This is a genomic window from Duganella sp. GW821-FHT07G03, from assembly GCF_059418605.1.
Genome location: NZ_JBWKQE010000003.1, coordinates 236,352 through 250,665 on the forward strand (window position 1 = coordinate 236,352; position 14,314 = coordinate 250,665).

At 63.4% G+C, this 14,314-nt stretch carries 15 protein-coding genes; 4 read left to right on the forward strand and 11 right to left on the reverse strand.

Annotated features, from left to right (window positions below):
* The first annotated feature begins 62 nt into the window (after positions 1 to 62).
* The gene (locus AC07OK_RS06665) at positions 63 to 1,100 is read left to right on the forward strand and encodes a DUF418 domain-containing protein (RefSeq protein WP_494689561.1); all 1,038 of its coding nucleotides are present in this window, start codon (positions 63 to 65) and stop codon (positions 1,098 to 1,100) included.
* 4 nt (positions 1,101 to 1,104) lie between these two features.
* Here the strand turns inward: AC07OK_RS06665 and nadC are convergent, their stop codons facing one another.
* From nadC to AC07OK_RS06680, 3 genes are all read right to left on the reverse strand, one after another.
* Positions 1,105 to 1,971 carry a carboxylating nicotinate-nucleotide diphosphorylase gene (gene nadC, locus AC07OK_RS06670; RefSeq protein WP_494689562.1) on the reverse strand — a complete coding sequence of 289 codons (867 nt, stop codon included), beginning with the start codon at positions 1,969 to 1,971 and terminating at the stop codon, positions 1,105 to 1,107.
* The gene (gene nadA / locus AC07OK_RS06675) at positions 1,968 to 3,113 is read right to left on the reverse strand and encodes a quinolinate synthase NadA (RefSeq protein WP_494689563.1); all 1,146 of its coding nucleotides are present in this window, start codon (positions 3,111 to 3,113) and stop codon (positions 1,968 to 1,970) included. The genes nadC and nadA overlap by 4 nt, the downstream gene beginning before the upstream one ends.
* 91 nt (positions 3,114 to 3,204) lie before the next feature.
* Entirely contained in the window at positions 3,205 to 4,806 is a 1,602-nt protein-coding gene (locus AC07OK_RS06680; RefSeq protein WP_494689564.1) for an ABC-F family ATPase, read from the reverse strand.
* 252 nt (positions 4,807 to 5,058) lie between these two features.
* On the opposite strand from AC07OK_RS06680, the gene AC07OK_RS06685 reads away from it, so the two are divergent.
* Positions 5,059 to 5,988, forward strand: a complete 930-nt coding sequence (locus AC07OK_RS06685) for an EDSAP-1 family PEP-CTERM protein (RefSeq protein WP_494689565.1) — start codon at positions 5,059 to 5,061, stop codon at positions 5,986 to 5,988.
* Here AC07OK_RS06685 and ldcA read toward each other — a convergent pair.
* From ldcA to queE, 5 genes are all read right to left on the reverse strand, one after another.
* Positions 5,967 to 6,893: a muramoyltetrapeptide carboxypeptidase gene (gene ldcA, locus AC07OK_RS06690; RefSeq protein ID WP_494689566.1), complete on the reverse strand. Its 927-nt coding sequence runs from the start codon at positions 6,891 to 6,893 to the stop codon at positions 5,967 to 5,969. The two genes, AC07OK_RS06685 and ldcA, sit on opposite strands and share 22 nt — an antisense overlap.
* A gap of 10 nt (positions 6,894 to 6,903) precedes the next feature.
* Positions 6,904 to 7,848 (reverse strand): alpha/beta fold hydrolase, encoded by a 945-nt coding sequence (locus AC07OK_RS06695; protein ID WP_494689567.1) that lies wholly within the window; start codon positions 7,846 to 7,848, stop codon positions 6,904 to 6,906.
* 85 nt (positions 7,849 to 7,933) lie between these two features.
* Positions 7,934 to 8,416: a tRNA adenosine(34) deaminase TadA gene (gene tadA, locus AC07OK_RS06700; protein WP_494689568.1), complete on the reverse strand. Its 483-nt coding sequence runs from the start codon at positions 8,414 to 8,416 to the stop codon at positions 7,934 to 7,936.
* On the reverse strand, positions 8,409 to 8,855 hold the full coding sequence (gene queD, locus AC07OK_RS06705) for a 6-carboxytetrahydropterin synthase QueD (protein ID WP_492924776.1): 447 nt from the start codon (positions 8,853 to 8,855) through the stop codon (positions 8,409 to 8,411). The genes tadA and queD overlap by 8 nt, the downstream gene beginning before the upstream one ends.
* Before the next feature lie 2 nt (positions 8,856 to 8,857).
* Positions 8,858 to 9,493 carry a 7-carboxy-7-deazaguanine synthase gene (queE, locus tag AC07OK_RS06710; protein WP_494689569.1) on the reverse strand — a complete coding sequence of 212 codons (636 nt, stop codon included), beginning with the start codon at positions 9,491 to 9,493 and terminating at the stop codon, positions 8,858 to 8,860.
* A gap of 143 nt (positions 9,494 to 9,636) precedes the next feature.
* Between queE and AC07OK_RS06715 the strand changes: the two genes are divergently transcribed.
* Together AC07OK_RS06715 and AC07OK_RS06720 are read left to right on the forward strand one after the other, a co-directional pair.
* The gene (locus tag AC07OK_RS06715; RefSeq protein WP_494689570.1) at positions 9,637 to 10,458 is read left to right on the forward strand and encodes a sensor histidine kinase; all 822 of its coding nucleotides are present in this window, start codon (positions 9,637 to 9,639) and stop codon (positions 10,456 to 10,458) included.
* Positions 10,459 to 10,482: 24 nt separating this feature from the next.
* Entirely contained in the window at positions 10,483 to 11,475 is a 993-nt protein-coding gene (locus AC07OK_RS06720; RefSeq protein ID WP_494689571.1) for a sensor domain-containing diguanylate cyclase, read from the forward strand.
* Here the strand turns inward: AC07OK_RS06720 and AC07OK_RS06725 are convergent.
* From AC07OK_RS06725 to AC07OK_RS06735, 3 genes are read right to left on the reverse strand one after another with little or no spacing between them, the layout of a single operon-like run.
* Positions 11,472 to 13,196 carry a DUF4214 domain-containing protein gene (locus tag AC07OK_RS06725; protein WP_494689572.1) on the reverse strand — a complete coding sequence of 575 codons (1,725 nt, stop codon included), beginning with the start codon at positions 13,194 to 13,196 and terminating at the stop codon, positions 11,472 to 11,474. The genes AC07OK_RS06720 and AC07OK_RS06725 overlap by 4 nt on opposite strands.
* A 49-nt stretch (positions 13,197 to 13,245) precedes the next feature.
* Positions 13,246 to 13,506, reverse strand: coding sequence for a hypothetical protein (locus tag AC07OK_RS06730; RefSeq protein WP_494689573.1), 261 nt, complete (start codon positions 13,504 to 13,506; stop codon positions 13,246 to 13,248).
* Positions 13,503 to 14,291, reverse strand: coding sequence for a DNA/RNA non-specific endonuclease (locus AC07OK_RS06735; RefSeq protein ID WP_494689574.1), 789 nt, complete (start codon positions 14,289 to 14,291; stop codon positions 13,503 to 13,505). Before AC07OK_RS06735 ends, AC07OK_RS06730 begins: the two co-directional genes overlap by 4 nt.
* Positions 14,292 to 14,314: the final 23 nt, after the last annotated feature.

The window sequence follows — 14,314 nt, forward strand, 5'->3', positions numbered from 1 at the left end:
GTCATTTATAATGATTAATTTTTACATATATGCATGCTTTTTTTTCATGTTGAGGAAACCACATGCAGCATCAGAAACAACGACTTGAAGGGCTGGACCTGGCCCGATATCTTGCTTTTGTCGGCATGGTCATCGTCAACTTTCGCATGGCGATGGGCATCAAGGATGGCGACAGCCTGCTGACCCTGCTTACCGGCGCGCTGGAAGGCCGGGCCGCCGCCTGCTTTGTCGTGCTGGCCGGCATAGGCCTGGGCATCGCCGCCTCCGGCAACGACCATGCCCAGACCGTCACCGTTACGCTGCGCCGCGCCGCCTTCCTGCTGGTGCTGGGCTTGTGCAATTTGCTGCTGTTCGAAGCAGACATCCTGCACTACTACGCCTTCTACTTCCTGTTCGGCGCCTTGCTGCTGAGGCTGTCGTGGCAGGCGCTGGCCGCCTGCATCGTCGCCATGGACCTGCTGTTCGTCGGGCTGGTGCTGACGCAGAATTACAGCGCGGGTTGGGATTGGCACAGCTACACCTACAGCGGCTTCTGGACGCCGGCGGGCTTCGGCCGCAACCTGCTGTTCAACGGCTGGCACCCGGTGTTGCCGTGGCTGGGCTTTCTGCTGCTGGGGATACTGCTGGGCCGGCTGCCGCTGGGGCGGCGCGCGATCCAGCACCGCCTGATCGCCTGGGGCGGCGCGACACTGCTGGCGGGGGAAAGCACCAGCCTGTTGCTGCGCGCCGCCCTGCCCGAGTTGTCCGAGCTGCTGACGACCAAGCCGATACCGCCCATGCCTCTATATATGCTGGCCAGTTCCGGCAGCGCCGTGCTGGTGATCGGCCTGTGTCTGCGCAGCGCCGCCTGGCTGCAGCGCAAGCGCGTGCTGCAGCTGGCCATACCGGCGGGCCGCCAGACGCTGACGCTGTACATCGCGCACGTGCTGCTGGGAATGGGAACATTGGAAACCCTGGGACTGCTCAGCGGCCAGGGCGTGGCGACGGCGGTGACGGCCGCGCTGCTGTTCTGCGTGGCCGCCAGCGTTTATGCCTGGTGGTGGTCGCGCCACTTCCAGCGCGGTCCGGTGGAAGCGCTGATGCGCAAGCTGGCCGGCTGAAGCCTTAGCCGACGATGCGCAGGGAATAATCCGTTGCGCGCACATCCTTGGTCAGGCTGCCGATCGAAATACGGTCCACGCCGGTTTCGGCAATGGCGCGCACGGTATCGAAGTTGATGCCGCCCGACGCTTCCAGCAAGGCGCGGCCGGCGTTGAGCCGGACCGCATCGCGCATCATGTCGAGGCTGAAGTTGTCGAGCAGGATGGAGGTGGCGTCGGCCGCCAGCGCCTCTTCCAGCTCGGCGATGCTTTCCACTTCGACCTGGATCGATACGCCCTTGTCCAGGCGCTTGGCCGCCAATACCGCCGCGGTGATGCCGCCGGCCGCCGCGATATGGTTTTCCTTGATCAGGATGCCGTCGTACAGCGCCAGGCGCTGGTTCTGTCCGCCGCCCACGCGCACCGCGTACTTCTGCGCCAGACGCAGGCCCGGCATGGTCTTGCGGGTATCGAGGATGGCCGCGCGGGTGCCGGCGACGACGTCGACATACTTGCGGGTGGCGCTCGCCACGCCCGACAGCAGTTGCAGGAAATTCAGCGCGGCGCGTTCCGCCGTCAGCAGCGCCCGCGCCGGGCCCTGGATGGTGCAAACCAGGCTGTCCGCTTTCATCAGATCGCCTTCGGCGTATTGCCAGTCGATCTCGATGCCGGCCTGCATGCAGTTCATGACGCCTTCGAACCAGGGCGCGCCGCACAGCACCGCCTCCTCGCGCACGATCACGCGCGCGGTGGCGCGGCCGCCGTCCGGCACCAGCAAGCCGGTCAGGTCGCCGCTGCCCACGTCTTCCAGCAGGGCCGCCAGCATATTGCCTTCAAAGGCGGTTCTCAGCGCTTCGTCGAAAGGCGCAAAGGTATTGACCAAGGTACTCATGCCGGACCGATCCCCGAAAACAGTTTAGCTTCTTTCGCCAGGTCAGCGCCCGGCTGCACCTTGGCCTTCTTGGCCGCCGCGAAATCGAGCATGCGGTTGATGGACGTTACCGCCTGCTTGCCGATCTCCGGATCGACGTGGATCTCGTTGGACGAATTGTTGTCCATGTTCTCCAGCACGTCGGCCAGGTTTTGCAGGCCGTTCATCGCCATCCACGGGCAGTGCGCGCAGCTCTTGCAGCTGGCGCTGTTGCCGGCGGTCGGCGCTTCGATGAAGCGCTTGCCCGGCGCGGCGGCGCGCATCTTGTGCAGGATGCCGTTGTCGGTGGCGACGATGAAGGTATCGGCGTCCAATTCGACGGCGGCGTTGATGATCTGCGTGGTCGAGCCGACCACGTCCGCCAGCGCCACCACATTGGCCGGCGATTCAGGGTGCACCAGCACCTTGGCGTTCGGATGCTCGGCCTTCAGCAGCTCGAGTTCGATGCCCTTGAACTCGTCATGCACCAGGCAGGAGCCCTGCCACAGCAGCATGTCGGCGCCGGTCTGCTGCTGGATGTAGGAGCCCAGGTGCTTGTCCGGCGCCCACAGAATCTTCTTGCCCTGCTCGTGCAGGTGCTGGACGATGTCCAGGCCGATCGACGAGGTCACCATCCAGTCGGCGCGCGCCTTGACGGCGGCGCTGGTGTTGGCGTACACCACCACGGTGCGGTCCGGATGGGCGTCGCAGAAGGCGGTGAATTCATCGACCGGGCAGCCCAGGTCCAGCGAACAGGTGGCGTCCAGGTCCGGCATCAGGATGCGCTTCTCCGGGCTGAGGATCTTGGCGGTCTCGCCCATGAAGCGCACGCCGGCCACCACCAGCGTCTTGGCCGGATGGTCGCGGCCGAAGCGCGCCATCTCCAGCGAATCGGAGACGCAGCCGCCGGTTTCTTCCGCCAGGTCTTGCAGGTCGGCGTCGACGTAATAGTGGGAAACGAGCACCGCCTGCTTTTCGACCAGCAGGCGCTTGATGCGCTCCTTGAGGGCGATGCGTTGCTCGGGGGATGGCGTCGCTGGCGTACGCGCCCAGGCGTGGGCGGTGCAGCTGGCGCCGTCTTGTGGATGCTCGTACTCGACGGCTTTGATCTCTATGGTTTGCATGGTGTTCAGTGAGCGTAAAACGTGAGGCAATAACTATCGCACATTGCAAAGAATCCCGCTGGCGGCGGGATTCTTGGTTTCGGGCTAACGCTTAGTCGATACCCTGGCTGGTCAGGTAGTCTTCATAGTTGCCGCGGAAATCGACGATCTCGTTTTCCTTGATCTCGATGATGCGGTTGGCCAGCGACGACACGAATTCGCGGTCGTGCGAGACGAAGATCAGCGTGCCGGCGTATTTCTCCAGCGCGATGTTCAGCGACTCGATCGATTCCATGTCCATGTGGTTGGTCGGCTCATCGAGCAGCAGCACGTTGTGGCGGCCCAGCATCAGCTTGCCGTACATCATGCGGCCCTTCTCGCCGCCGGACAGCACCTTGACCGATTTCTTCACCTCGTCGCCGCCGAACAGCAGGCGGCCCAGGATCGAGCGCACGGCCTGGTCGTCGTCGCCTTCCTGGGTCCAGTCGCCCATCCAGTCGGTCAGCGTGGTGTCCTTGGCGAACTCTTCGGTCGGATCCTGCGGCATGTAGCCGACGTTGGCGTTCTCGGCCCACTTGACCGTGCCGTGGTCGGCGTGCAGGTGAGCGATGTCGTCGCCGCCGATGCAACGCAGCAGCGTGGTCTTGCCGGCGCCGTTGGCGCCGATGATGGCGATGCGCTCGCCCGCTTCCACCATGATGCTGAAGTTGTTGAACAGCTGGCGATCGTATTTCTTCGCGATCGAATCGACCTCGACGGCCAGGCGGTGCAGCTTTTTCTCGCCGTCGAAGCGCACGAAGGGATAGGCGCGCGACGATGGCTTGATGTCGTCGACCTTGATCTTCTCGATCTGCTTGGCGCGCGAGGTCGCCTGGCGGGCCTTGGACTTGTTGGCGGCGAAGCGGCGCACGAAGTCCTGCAGTTCGGCGACCTTGTCCTTGGCCTTGGCGTTGTTGGCCAGTTGCTGGTTGCGCGCCTGGGTCGAGGCGAACATGTACTCGTCGTAATTGCCCGGATAGATCTTCAGCGTGCCGTAGTCCATGTCGGCCACGTGGGTGCAGACCTGGTTCAGGAAGTGGCGATCGTGGGAAATGATGATCATGGTGGAGTTGCGGTCGTTCAGCACGTCTTCCAGCCAACGGATCGTATTGATGTCCAGGTTGTTGGTCGGCTCGTCGAGCAGCAGGATGTCCGGATTCGAGAACAGCGCCTGCGCCAGCAGCACGCGCAGCTTCCAGCCCGGCGACACATTGCTCATCGGCCCCTTGTGCAGCTCGATGGCCACGCCCGCGCCCAGCAGCAGCTCGCCCGCGCGCGACTCGGCGGTGTAGCCGTCGTACTCGGAGACTTTGCCTTCCAGCTCGGCGGCCTTCATGTAGTCGTCGTCGGTGGCTTCCGGATTGGCGTAGATCGCATCGCGCTCCTGCATCGCGGCCCACATCTCGGTGTGGCCCATCATCACCACGTCCAGCACGCGCATGTCCTCATACGCGAACTGGTCCTGGCGCAGCTTGCCCAGGCGCTCGTTCGTATCCAGCATCACATTGCCGCCCGACGATTCCAGATCGCCGCCCAGGATTTTCATGAAGGTGGACTTGCCGCAACCGTTGGCGCCGATCAGGCCATAGCGGTTGCCATCGCCGAATTTGACGGAAATGTTTTCGAACAGCGGCTTGGCGCCGAATTGCATGGTGATGTTTGCTGTGGATAGCACGGATAAGGCCCTTAAAGCATGGATTTAATTAACCGGGCATTTTACCACTAGCCGGGCATGGCTGGGCGAATCGCCGTTCTGCAGCAACGCCCAAGGCCGCCAATTTCATCAAACTGTCACATTTCTCGCGATCACCGAAACATTTGACATCAATCAAGGAGCGCATTTCATGGCGTTTTAGCATCATGTCTCCAAGCATGCCTGCGGATATCCCGCAGCATGTCCCACACCAAAAATCGTAAGGGGAAGTTAATGAAGAAAGCAGTCATCGCCATGGCGGCCGCAGCCGCCTGCCTCGCCAGCACCGCCGCAAACGCCGATACCTATGCCCGCGCGTATAACGAAATCACCAATCTGGTCGTCACATCCACCAACAGCGTCGGCGCCGGCCAATCGGTCAATAGCTCCTTCGCCACCGCGTGCTTACCAAACGGCAATTGCGTTTCGAACGGCGGCGCCGGCGTCACCGACAGCGCGCCCGCCCAACTAGGCTGGGCTGGATACATCAACAACAGCTACGCCAGCAATGCCGCGTCCGCCACATCGTATGCGGTGGCCGACGCCTCCATCGACCAGCTGCAATTGAGCGGTGCGCCGTTCACCCGCGCCCGCAACTTCGCCGAGGGCAAGCTGGTCGGCAACGGCACGGCCAACGCGGTGGCCGGCAACTCGTCCGCCACCTTGCTGAGCACCACCGTCGTCGCCGGCGCAGGCGACAAGCTGAGCTTCCACTTCGACGCCCTGCCCTACATCCAGGCCTACCTGACCCACGACGCCGTGGCGCCTTCGCAAGCGCAGGGATCGATCGGCCTGAACTTCAACCTGGTCGATAATTCCGGCAACATTGTGTTCAACTGGGCGCCGGACGGCATCGCCGGCGGCATCCAGGGCGGCACCGAAACAGCGGATGCCTACACCCTCAACACCTCGCTGACCGCGTTGAACGGTAACGGCGGTCCGTTGACTTTCGCACCGACCAGCTGCATCGTCGGCGGCGCTGGTTGCTTCAGTGCCACGACCAACGCACTGGCGGCCGGTGTCTACACGCTGAACCTGTCCATGCATGAAAACATCGCGCTCCAGTCGGCCGTGCCCGAGGCGGACACTTACGCCATGCTGCTGGCCGGCCTCGGCATCGTGGGCGCCGTAGCACGCCGCCGTCAGCGTCCCAACGTCGGATAATCGCTGACCGTCAAATCGAACCCGCGTTCGGTCGACACCAAATGCGCCATGCCGCCGTAAGGCAGCGTGGCGCGTTCTTTGATGTGGCCGAATGGCAGGCCGGTCAGCACCGGCATCGGCAGCCGCTCCCGCAGATAGGCCAGCATGGTATCGAAGTCATAGCCGTTGTCGAAGACGCTGAGCTTGTAGCCGGAGAAGTCGCCCAGCACCAGCGCCCGCTGGCCTTCCAGCGCGCCGGCGTATAGCAGTTGCAGCACCATGCGCTCGACCCGGTATGGATGTTCGCTGATATCTTCCAGGAACAGGATGCCGTCCTGCTGGGCCGAGAAATACGGCGTGCCCAGCAGACTGACCACCATCGCCAGGTTGCCGCCCCACAGCTTGCCGCTGACATCGACCAGTGGATTGTCCGCGCCGCCCTCCGCCACCGTGCCGCACACCGTGTGCACCGGGCCGCGCAGGCAATCCCAGAACTGCCGCATGGTGTAATCGAGCGGCGTCTCGCGGATGAAGTCGTCGCACATCATCGGGCCGCCAAAGCTGATGCGGCCGGTCTGCTTCATCAACGCCATCTGGAACGCCGTGAAGTCGCTGTAGCCGACGAATAATTTACCGCTATCGGCCATCGCCCGGAAATCGATAGCCGGCAGCAAACGGCTCATGCCGTAGGAGCCGCGCAGCGCGATCACCAGCTGCACCGCGGGATCGGCGGCGGCCGCGTTCAGCTGCGCCAGGCGGCCGGCGTCGGTGCCGGCGAAGCGCTGGAATTTTTTATCGTCGTCGTAATAGTTGTGGACCAGATGACCTTGCTGGCGCAAGCGTTCAATGCCGTTTTGCAGTGCCTCATGGTCCGGCGCGTAGCCGCCTGTGGCCGCGATCGCGATGCCAATAGTCGATGTGCTCAAAGTGTCTCTGTCAGTGATGGGTGCCGCTGCCCGCCCGGCGGGGCGTCAACGGAGGTATGTCCGGCGACATATTACCGCGCAGATGTTGCTCAAGCAAGGCAAGCAGGCGCTCGATCAACTGCGGCGGCAAGTCGTGGCCCATGCCTTCGATCACGTGCAGGCGGGCGTTGGGAATCGCGGCCGCCGTATCGGCGCCACAGGCCAGCGGCACCAGCGGATCGGCGGCGCCGTGGATCACCATGGCGGGACAACTGATCTTGCGCAGCAGCGGCGTGCGGTCGCCGGACGCGACGATGGCCACCATCTGCCGCGCCATGCCGGCCGGATAGACGCTGCGGTCCAGCGCCCGTTCGATGTCCTCGCGCAGTTGCCGCTCCGGCGTCGGGAACGACGGGCTGCCGATGATGCGGTACACCTGCACCATGCGATCGATCACGTCGCGCCGGCTGTGCGCAGCGGCGGGCGCGCGCATCAGCGCGTTACGCGCGGCCGGGGTCGGTCCCGGCAAGCCGCGCCGGCCGCTGCTGGACATGATCGAACTCAGGCTCAGGGTACGTTTGCCATGGCGCGCTGCGAAGATCTGCGCGATCATGCCGCCCATCGACACGCCGACCAGATGCGCGCCGGCGATGCCCAGCGCATCAAGCAGGCCGAGCGCGTCGTCAGCCATGTCGTTCAGCGTGTAGGCCGGCGCCTGCCTCCACCCCAACAGCGATTTCAGGTAGGCCAGCATCAGATTGGGTTGCTTGAGATGTGAGAACTTGCTGGACAGGCCGATATCGCGGTTGTCGTAGCGGATCACGTAATAGCCCTGCTCGACCAGACCGTCGACCAGGTCCTGCGGCCATGCAACCAATTGCATGCCCAGGCCCATGATCAGCAGCACCGGCGGGTCCAGTGGATTGCCGCTGGCCTCGTAAGCAATCGTGATACCGTTAGCTTGTGCGGTAGCCAAAACGACCTCCCTCGATGGTGCCGGTATCAGTGCCGGCGACAGTAGCTTGAGCATACCATTTTTACCGGACCGGGGAAAATCGCCGCTATTCTGAAGTGTTGCGCCTTGCCGCGGCGGCCGCGGCGCGGCGCGCGGCAAAGAAGGATTTCAGCATGGCGCCGCACTCCTCGGCCATGACGCCGCCGGCGATCTCGGTGTGATGGTTGAGCCGCTCCTGCTCGAACAGATTGAGCACCGAGCCGCAGGCGCCGGTCTTGGGATCGGTGGCGCCGTACACCACCCTGGCCAGGCGCGCGTGCATCATCGCGCCGGAGCACATGACGCATGGCTCCAGCGTCACGTACAGCTCGCAGCCCGGCAGGCGGTAATTGCCCAGCGCCTCGGCCGCCGCCCGCAGCGCGACGATTTCCGCGTGCGCGGTCGGATCATGCTGGCCGATCGGCTGGTTGTAGCCGCGCGCGATCACCAGGCCGTCCTTGACCACCACCGCGCCAACCGGCACCTCGCCCAGGTCCCATGCGTGCTGGGCCTGTTCGAGCGCCTGCCGCATAAAATCCTGGTCAGGCATCGGTGATCTCTGCCCAGCAGTTAGGCGTTTCGTGCAGCACCAGCTTGTGCAGGTGCAGGCCGGTGCCGTAGCGGTCCTTGTAGGCCGCCTTCAGGATGCCGAAAGCCACGTGGGCCAGGTTTTCCACGGTCGGTATACGGTCGATCACCACGGTCTTGTGGCCCGGCAGCGTGGCCAGGAAGTCGCGCACCGCGGCATCTTTTTCGTAGACGATGAAGGCGTGGTCCCAGACGTCGACCAGGTGCTCCTTGGCCAGCGCCTTGATGTCGGAAAAGTCCATGATCATGCCGTTGTCGGAATTGCCTTCGGCCGTGATGATGTTGCCGGTCAGCGTGATTTCCAGCGTGTAGCGGTGACCATGCAGGTTGCGGCACTGGCTCTTGTGATCGGGGATGCGGTGGCCGGCGTCGAATTCCAGCTTGCGGGTAATGGTCAGCATGATTAAGGTATCTGTAAAAGTTTATGGGTTTGCAAGCTCAGCTTCCATTTCGGATTGCGCTTGCAGGTTTCGATCGCCAGTTTGAGATTGAACGCGGCCAGCGGGCCATCCATGGCCTGGACAAAGAAATTGTCGAAGTCCAGTTGCTCGTAGGCGCCCAGGTCCTGGCCGGTTTGCGGGATCACCACCTTGATTTCGCTGCCCTTGGTCACCACCAGCTTGGAACCCATCTTCGGGCTGACGCAGATCCAGTCCACGCCTTCGGGCACCGGCAGCGTGCCGTTGGTTTCAATCGCGATCGTAAAGCCGACCGCATGCATCGCGGCGATCAACGCGGTATCGAGCTGCAACAGCGGCTCGCCGCCGGTGAACACCACGTATTTGCTGGCGGTGTAGGTCTCGGGCCACAAGGCGTTGATGGTGGCGGCCAGCGCTTCGGGCGTGCTGAACTTGCCGCCGCCTTCGCCGTCGGTGCCGACAAAATCGGTATCGCAAAACTGGCAGACGGCGCTGGCGCGGTCGCTCTCGCGTCCGGTCCACAGATTGCAGCCGGAAAAACGGCAGAACACGGCGGGACGCCCGGCGTGGGCGCCCTCACCTTGCAGCGTGTAAAAAATCTCTTTGATGCTGTACGTCACGGCAGTTCCCAATAGGACAACCCTCAATTATATCTTACGCTACACTTTCCGGTCTATGCCGGTAGAAGTTGACATTTCACAATGCTACCGCGCGGCAACCACGATATGTTGGTCTGGTGGACGCTAACCGGGGAAGATCAATCATGCGCTACGCTCAACCGCTCCTGGAAATCGATGTCATTATCGGCGGCGCCGTCATGCTGGCCGGCATAGCCCTGTTGCTGCTGTGGCGACAGCGGCGCCTGCACCGCGCCCTGATACGGCTGGAAGGCAAGCTGGCCGAAGAACGCGGCCGCAGCGAACTGGCCGAACAGGCGCTGGGCGACACCCGCCTGCAGGTGGCGCGCCTCAGCACCAGCCAGCAGTCGCTGCGGGACGCCGAACGCCGCCGCATCGCCCGCGACCTGCACGACGACATGGGCCAGCACCTGCTGGCCATCTCCTTCGACATCGCCGCGCTGGCGCAGCGCCACGAAACGCTGGCCCAGCCGCTGGCCCAGGTCGAAGTCCGGCTGCAAGCCGCCACCCGCGCCCTGCGCACCATTGTGCGCGATTTGCGGCCGGAACAGCTGGAAAGCGGCCTGCAGGGCGCGGTCCAGCAACAGGTGGAGCAATTTTCGCGGCTCAGCGGCATACCCTGCCGGCTGGAAGCCGAGCCGGCGGCCTTCAGCATCCCCGCCGACGAGCGCATGGACGCCGTGGTGTTCCGCATCCTGCAAGAATCGTTGAGCAATATTGCGCGCCACGCCCAGGCGTCCGAAGTCTGCATCGGCCTGTGCCGCGTGGCCGACGGTCTGAGCCTGACCGTGCGCGACAACGGCGTCGGCCTGCCCGACCCGCCGGCCCGGCGCGGCTGCGGCCTGCGCGGCATCGCCCAGCGCGTGGCCGAGGCCGGCGGCCGTTTCGACATCTCGAGCCAGCCCGGCCACGGCACGGCGCTGACCATGTCTTTCCCGCTCCAATAAACAAACCGATAACGGGGACCACCCATGCCCACTCAAAAAATCCAGCATCTGATGGAATTCTCGCAAGCCGACATGCAACATGGCTTCGCGCTGAAACTGATGGAATTGCTGGTCATTCCGACGTTCGTGATCGACATCCACGGCAAGGTCATCATCTGGAACCGGGCCTGCGAGCGCCTGACCGGCGTCGACGCCTGGGAAGTGCTGGGGACCGCCGACCATTGGAAAAGTTTCTACCATGACCAGCGCCCGACGCTGGCCGACCTGGTGATCCAGGGCCGCGACGCCGACGTCCAGACCCTGTACCACCAGCACGCCCGGCGCAACGATAACGACAGCGGCCTGCGCGCGGAAAACTGGTGCGATATGCCGCGCGTGGGCCGGCGGCGCTACCTGGCGGCCGACGCCAGCCCCATCCTGGATGCCGACGGCAAGCTAGTGGCGGTCGCCGAAACGCTGCGCGACGTCACCGACGAGAAGCGCGCGCAAGTGGCGCTGGAGCAGCTGGCCACGCGCGACGGCCTGACCGGCCTGGCCAATCGCCGCTGCTTCGACGACACCCTGCAAGCCGAGTGGCAGCGCGCGCTGCGCCAGCAGCAGCCCTTGTCGCTGCTGATGGTCGACGTCGACAATTTCAAGCAATACAACGACGCCTATGGCCATCTGGGCGGCGACGAATGCCTGCAAAGAATCGCCTGCGCGGTGTCGAGTGAAATGCGCGCCAACGACCTGGTGGCGCGCTACGGCGGCGAGGAATTCGCGGTGATCCTGCCCAACCAGTCGCTGAAAGGCGCGGCCATCGTGGCCGAACGCATCCGCTGCCGGGTCGAGCAGCTGCACCTGCCCAACCTGGGCAGCGAGCAACATGTGGTGACGGTGAGCATAGGCGCGGCCACCGCGCTGGCGGCGCCGGGCAGCGATCCCAGCCAGTTGGTGGCCACGGCCGACTCGGCGCTGTACCGCGCCAAGCACATGGGCCGCAACCGCATCAGCCTGCCGGAGCCGGAGCGCAACTAGCCTATGGCGATATGGTACTCGATGCCGTTGGTGATGGAACCCACCACGCCGATCTGATTCTCAATCGACTCGGAAATCGAACTCAGCACCGACGCCCTGGGGCCGCCGGCATGCAGCGCATTGAGATAGAAGGCGGCGCCGCCGGCGTCCGGTTCGCGGTGCAGGATGTTGTGGTACATCAGATCAACAAACTGCTCATCGCTCAGATTGGAGCCGTAGGTCTTGACGAACTCCGCGCTGGTCAGGAAGTCCTGGGCCACGCTAACCAGGCTGACCCCGGCATCAAGCGCGCGTATCCAGAAGCCCAGCCCGCCCAGATCCGGCACGCGGTTGAACGCGGCCTGATACAAGCGATATGCTTCGCCAGCGGGGGCATGGTCGCCGATATCGAGCGCCAGCCCCTCGCCGTTGGCAAAGCTCAGGCGCTCCACGCCGGTCAGGACATCCTGGCCGCCCGCGCCGGCATTATCGGTGACGATGAATTCGCCGCCGCCAGTCACCACCGTGTAATTGCCGCGGGCGCCGCTGTAGCTGACGGAGTCGACGCCCGCGCCGCCGCTGAACACTTCATTGCCGGCGCCTGCGACCAGCACGTCATTGCCGGCACCACCGCTGGCAAAGCGCGCGATGCTGGCTACATCGATCGTGCGGTCGCTGAACTGCAGGGTTTTCACATCGAATAGCATATCCGTGCCGTCGCCCTTCACGGTCAAGACGTTGGCGTTGCCATACAACAGATAGTTGGAGAACGGGCCGGAAAACACCACGGTATCGTTACCGCCGCTGCCATAGATCGCATCGTTGCCCGCGCCTTCATGGATGATGTCCACGCCGGCGCCGCAGGTGATCCAGTCGCCACTGTTGTTGGCGTAAATCGTCGAACCGCCCGAACCGGCGACGGCCCGCTCTATCGTCACGTTGTAGGCGATCGAAATATTGTTGTAGCCCGGCGCGGTCGAACTGAAGCTGCCGGCATTGAGGTTGATGGTTACCGCATCGGTGCAGCCGAAGAAATTGAACGTATCGCTGCCGCCCGCGTCCCAGATGCATTGCTCCGGCGAACCCTGCACAAAGTTGTAGCTGTCGTTGCCTGTATGGTAAGTCATGTTGGCACCATACAGATACTGCATCGCCTGGATGTCGTATAGCGCGGGCGTGATGCCGTACTTGTGATCGAGCTGGTAGCCGGAGCTGTCGTTGTAGGACATCTGGCTGTAATCCAGATTATCCGTCGCCGCCGGCAGGAAGGGGCCGTCGACGCCGCCGCCGGTGGAGTTGTAATTACCCGGATGCTTCAAGCCCAGCGTATGACCGAGTTCATGGATCAGCACCGAGGGGCCGTAGCTGCCTGGCGTAAAGACGGTATTGAAGTTGTCAGTATTATTAGTGAACAGATAAGTCGGATCACCGCCGTTCGGCAAATACGCATAAGCGCTGCTCTGGTTGCCCTGGTCGTTGGTGCCTAACTGGATATCGCCGCCCACATACACTTCGGTAAACTTGATATTGGCCACCGCAGACCACACCGCCAGTTCGGCGCGCACCGCTTGCTTCTGCACGGACGACATCGGCACGAAACCATTGACGTCGTCGGCGCTGCCGTCGCTCGGCGCGGCGCTCATGAAGCTATACCGCAACGACACAGCATGGCCGGGACTGCTGGCCCAGCTGCTGTACACCAGCGAGTCGATCGAATTATTACCTGTCGTGAAGAAAGTCATGATATGGCCAAAAACGGGAGGATTGCATCATAGTAACACCAGATTCCGCCTAGTCAAACGGATTCGCCACGCTCTGGTTGGCGGCCGGCGGCAGCCTGGACGGCAGTGTCTGCGCCGCCATCTGGGCCTCCAAGCGCGCCACCACGTCGCCCAGCAGCGCATGCAACGCGCGGGCATCGGCCAGCCCGGCCTGGTCGGCGGTCAGGTCGATATCGCCGCTGAGGGTGATGCGGTCCAGCCGGTTCTCGATCGACAGATGGCCGATGTTCAACACGTCCGATTCATTGGCGTAGGGTACGAATTTACTCATGACAGGCTCCGGGATTTACGTGGTTTGACTTTCGGCAAGCGCAACATCGTCTCCTTCTGATTGGCCGGCAACGACGGCAGCAGGTTGATGCCAATCCGCGCTTCCAGCTGCGCCACGGTCAGTGTTTCATATTCCGCGTCGGCGCGGTTTTCGATAAAGAACGCAGCCCCCGCGCGCTGGCGCGGGCTGTACACCAGCTTGTACAAATGGCTGGGCACCAGCACATTGCCGGCCTTCTGCAAATTGCCGCCGATGAAGGCCGGGCCGGTGATCACATACAAATCGCCCTCCTTCTGCGCCAGCTTGCGCACCGCGCCTTCGATGCCGGCCCACACGTGACGGTTATTGTCCGCGTCCTGCGGCACCATGTTCGCCAAGGTGAAGCTTTCGTGCTGGGTCTCGCGGTCCGGCATATCGCCGTTCGGGGCCATGTGGCCGCGGTCGTAGCCGCTGCGGGCGTAGTCGGACAGCTCGGCGCGCAGGCTGGCCGGCAACTGTTGTTCGGTATGGAAGGAATTCTCGCGCGACAGGTTCTTGGCGGCGTCGATGTTATCGGCGGTCAGGTGCTCGGCCGACCACAGCGGCGTGCGCGTGATCCCGGAATGCATGACGCCGAACACGCCGTAGCACAACTCGGTGGTGGCGGCAGTCATCTTGGCGTTGCGGATTTCCGGCAGACGGCCATCGACATAATGCGCGGGACAGTTGCCGGCCCAGACCAGGCTGGCGCCCAGCAGCCCGCAAGCGAGCGCCGCCGCAGCGACGGTTCGTTGAATCAGATACATAGTTCCTTAGAATAAATTGTAGT

Bases quoted from the DNA above. Each gene is read 5' to 3' on its own strand.
- tadA (WP_494689568.1), bottom strand. From the start codon at position 8,416: ATGCCTGACCAGGATTTTATGCGGCAGGCGCTCGAACAGGCCCAGCAC.
- AC07OK_RS06730 (WP_494689573.1), bottom strand. From the start codon at position 13,506: ATGAGTAAATTCGTACCCTACGCCAATGAATCGGACGTGTTGAACATC.
- AC07OK_RS06715 (WP_494689570.1), top strand. From the start codon at position 9,637: ATGCGCTACGCTCAACCGCTCCTGGAAATCGATGTCATTATCGGCGGC.
- nadC (WP_494689562.1), bottom strand. From the start codon at position 1,971: ATGAGTACCTTGGTCAATACCTTTGCGCCTTTCGACGAAGCGCTGAGA.
- nadA (WP_494689563.1), bottom strand. From the start codon at position 3,113: ATGCAAACCATAGAGATCAAAGCCGTCGAGTACGAGCATCCACAAGAC.
- AC07OK_RS06685 (WP_494689565.1), top strand. From the start codon at position 5,059: ATGAAGAAAGCAGTCATCGCCATGGCGGCCGCAGCCGCCTGCCTCGCC.
- AC07OK_RS06735 (WP_494689574.1), bottom strand. From the start codon at position 14,291: ATGTATCTGATTCAACGAACCGTCGCTGCGGCGGCGCTCGCTTGCGGG.
- queD (WP_492924776.1), bottom strand. From the start codon at position 8,855: ATGCTGACCATTACCCGCAAGCTGGAATTCGACGCCGGCCACCGCATC.
- AC07OK_RS06720 (WP_494689571.1), top strand. From the start codon at position 10,483: ATGCCCACTCAAAAAATCCAGCATCTGATGGAATTCTCGCAAGCCGAC.
- AC07OK_RS06665 (WP_494689561.1), top strand. From the start codon at position 63: ATGCAGCATCAGAAACAACGACTTGAAGGGCTGGACCTGGCCCGATAT.
- AC07OK_RS06725 (WP_494689572.1), bottom strand. From the start codon at position 13,196: ATGACTTTCTTCACGACAGGTAATAATTCGATCGACTCGCTGGTGTAC.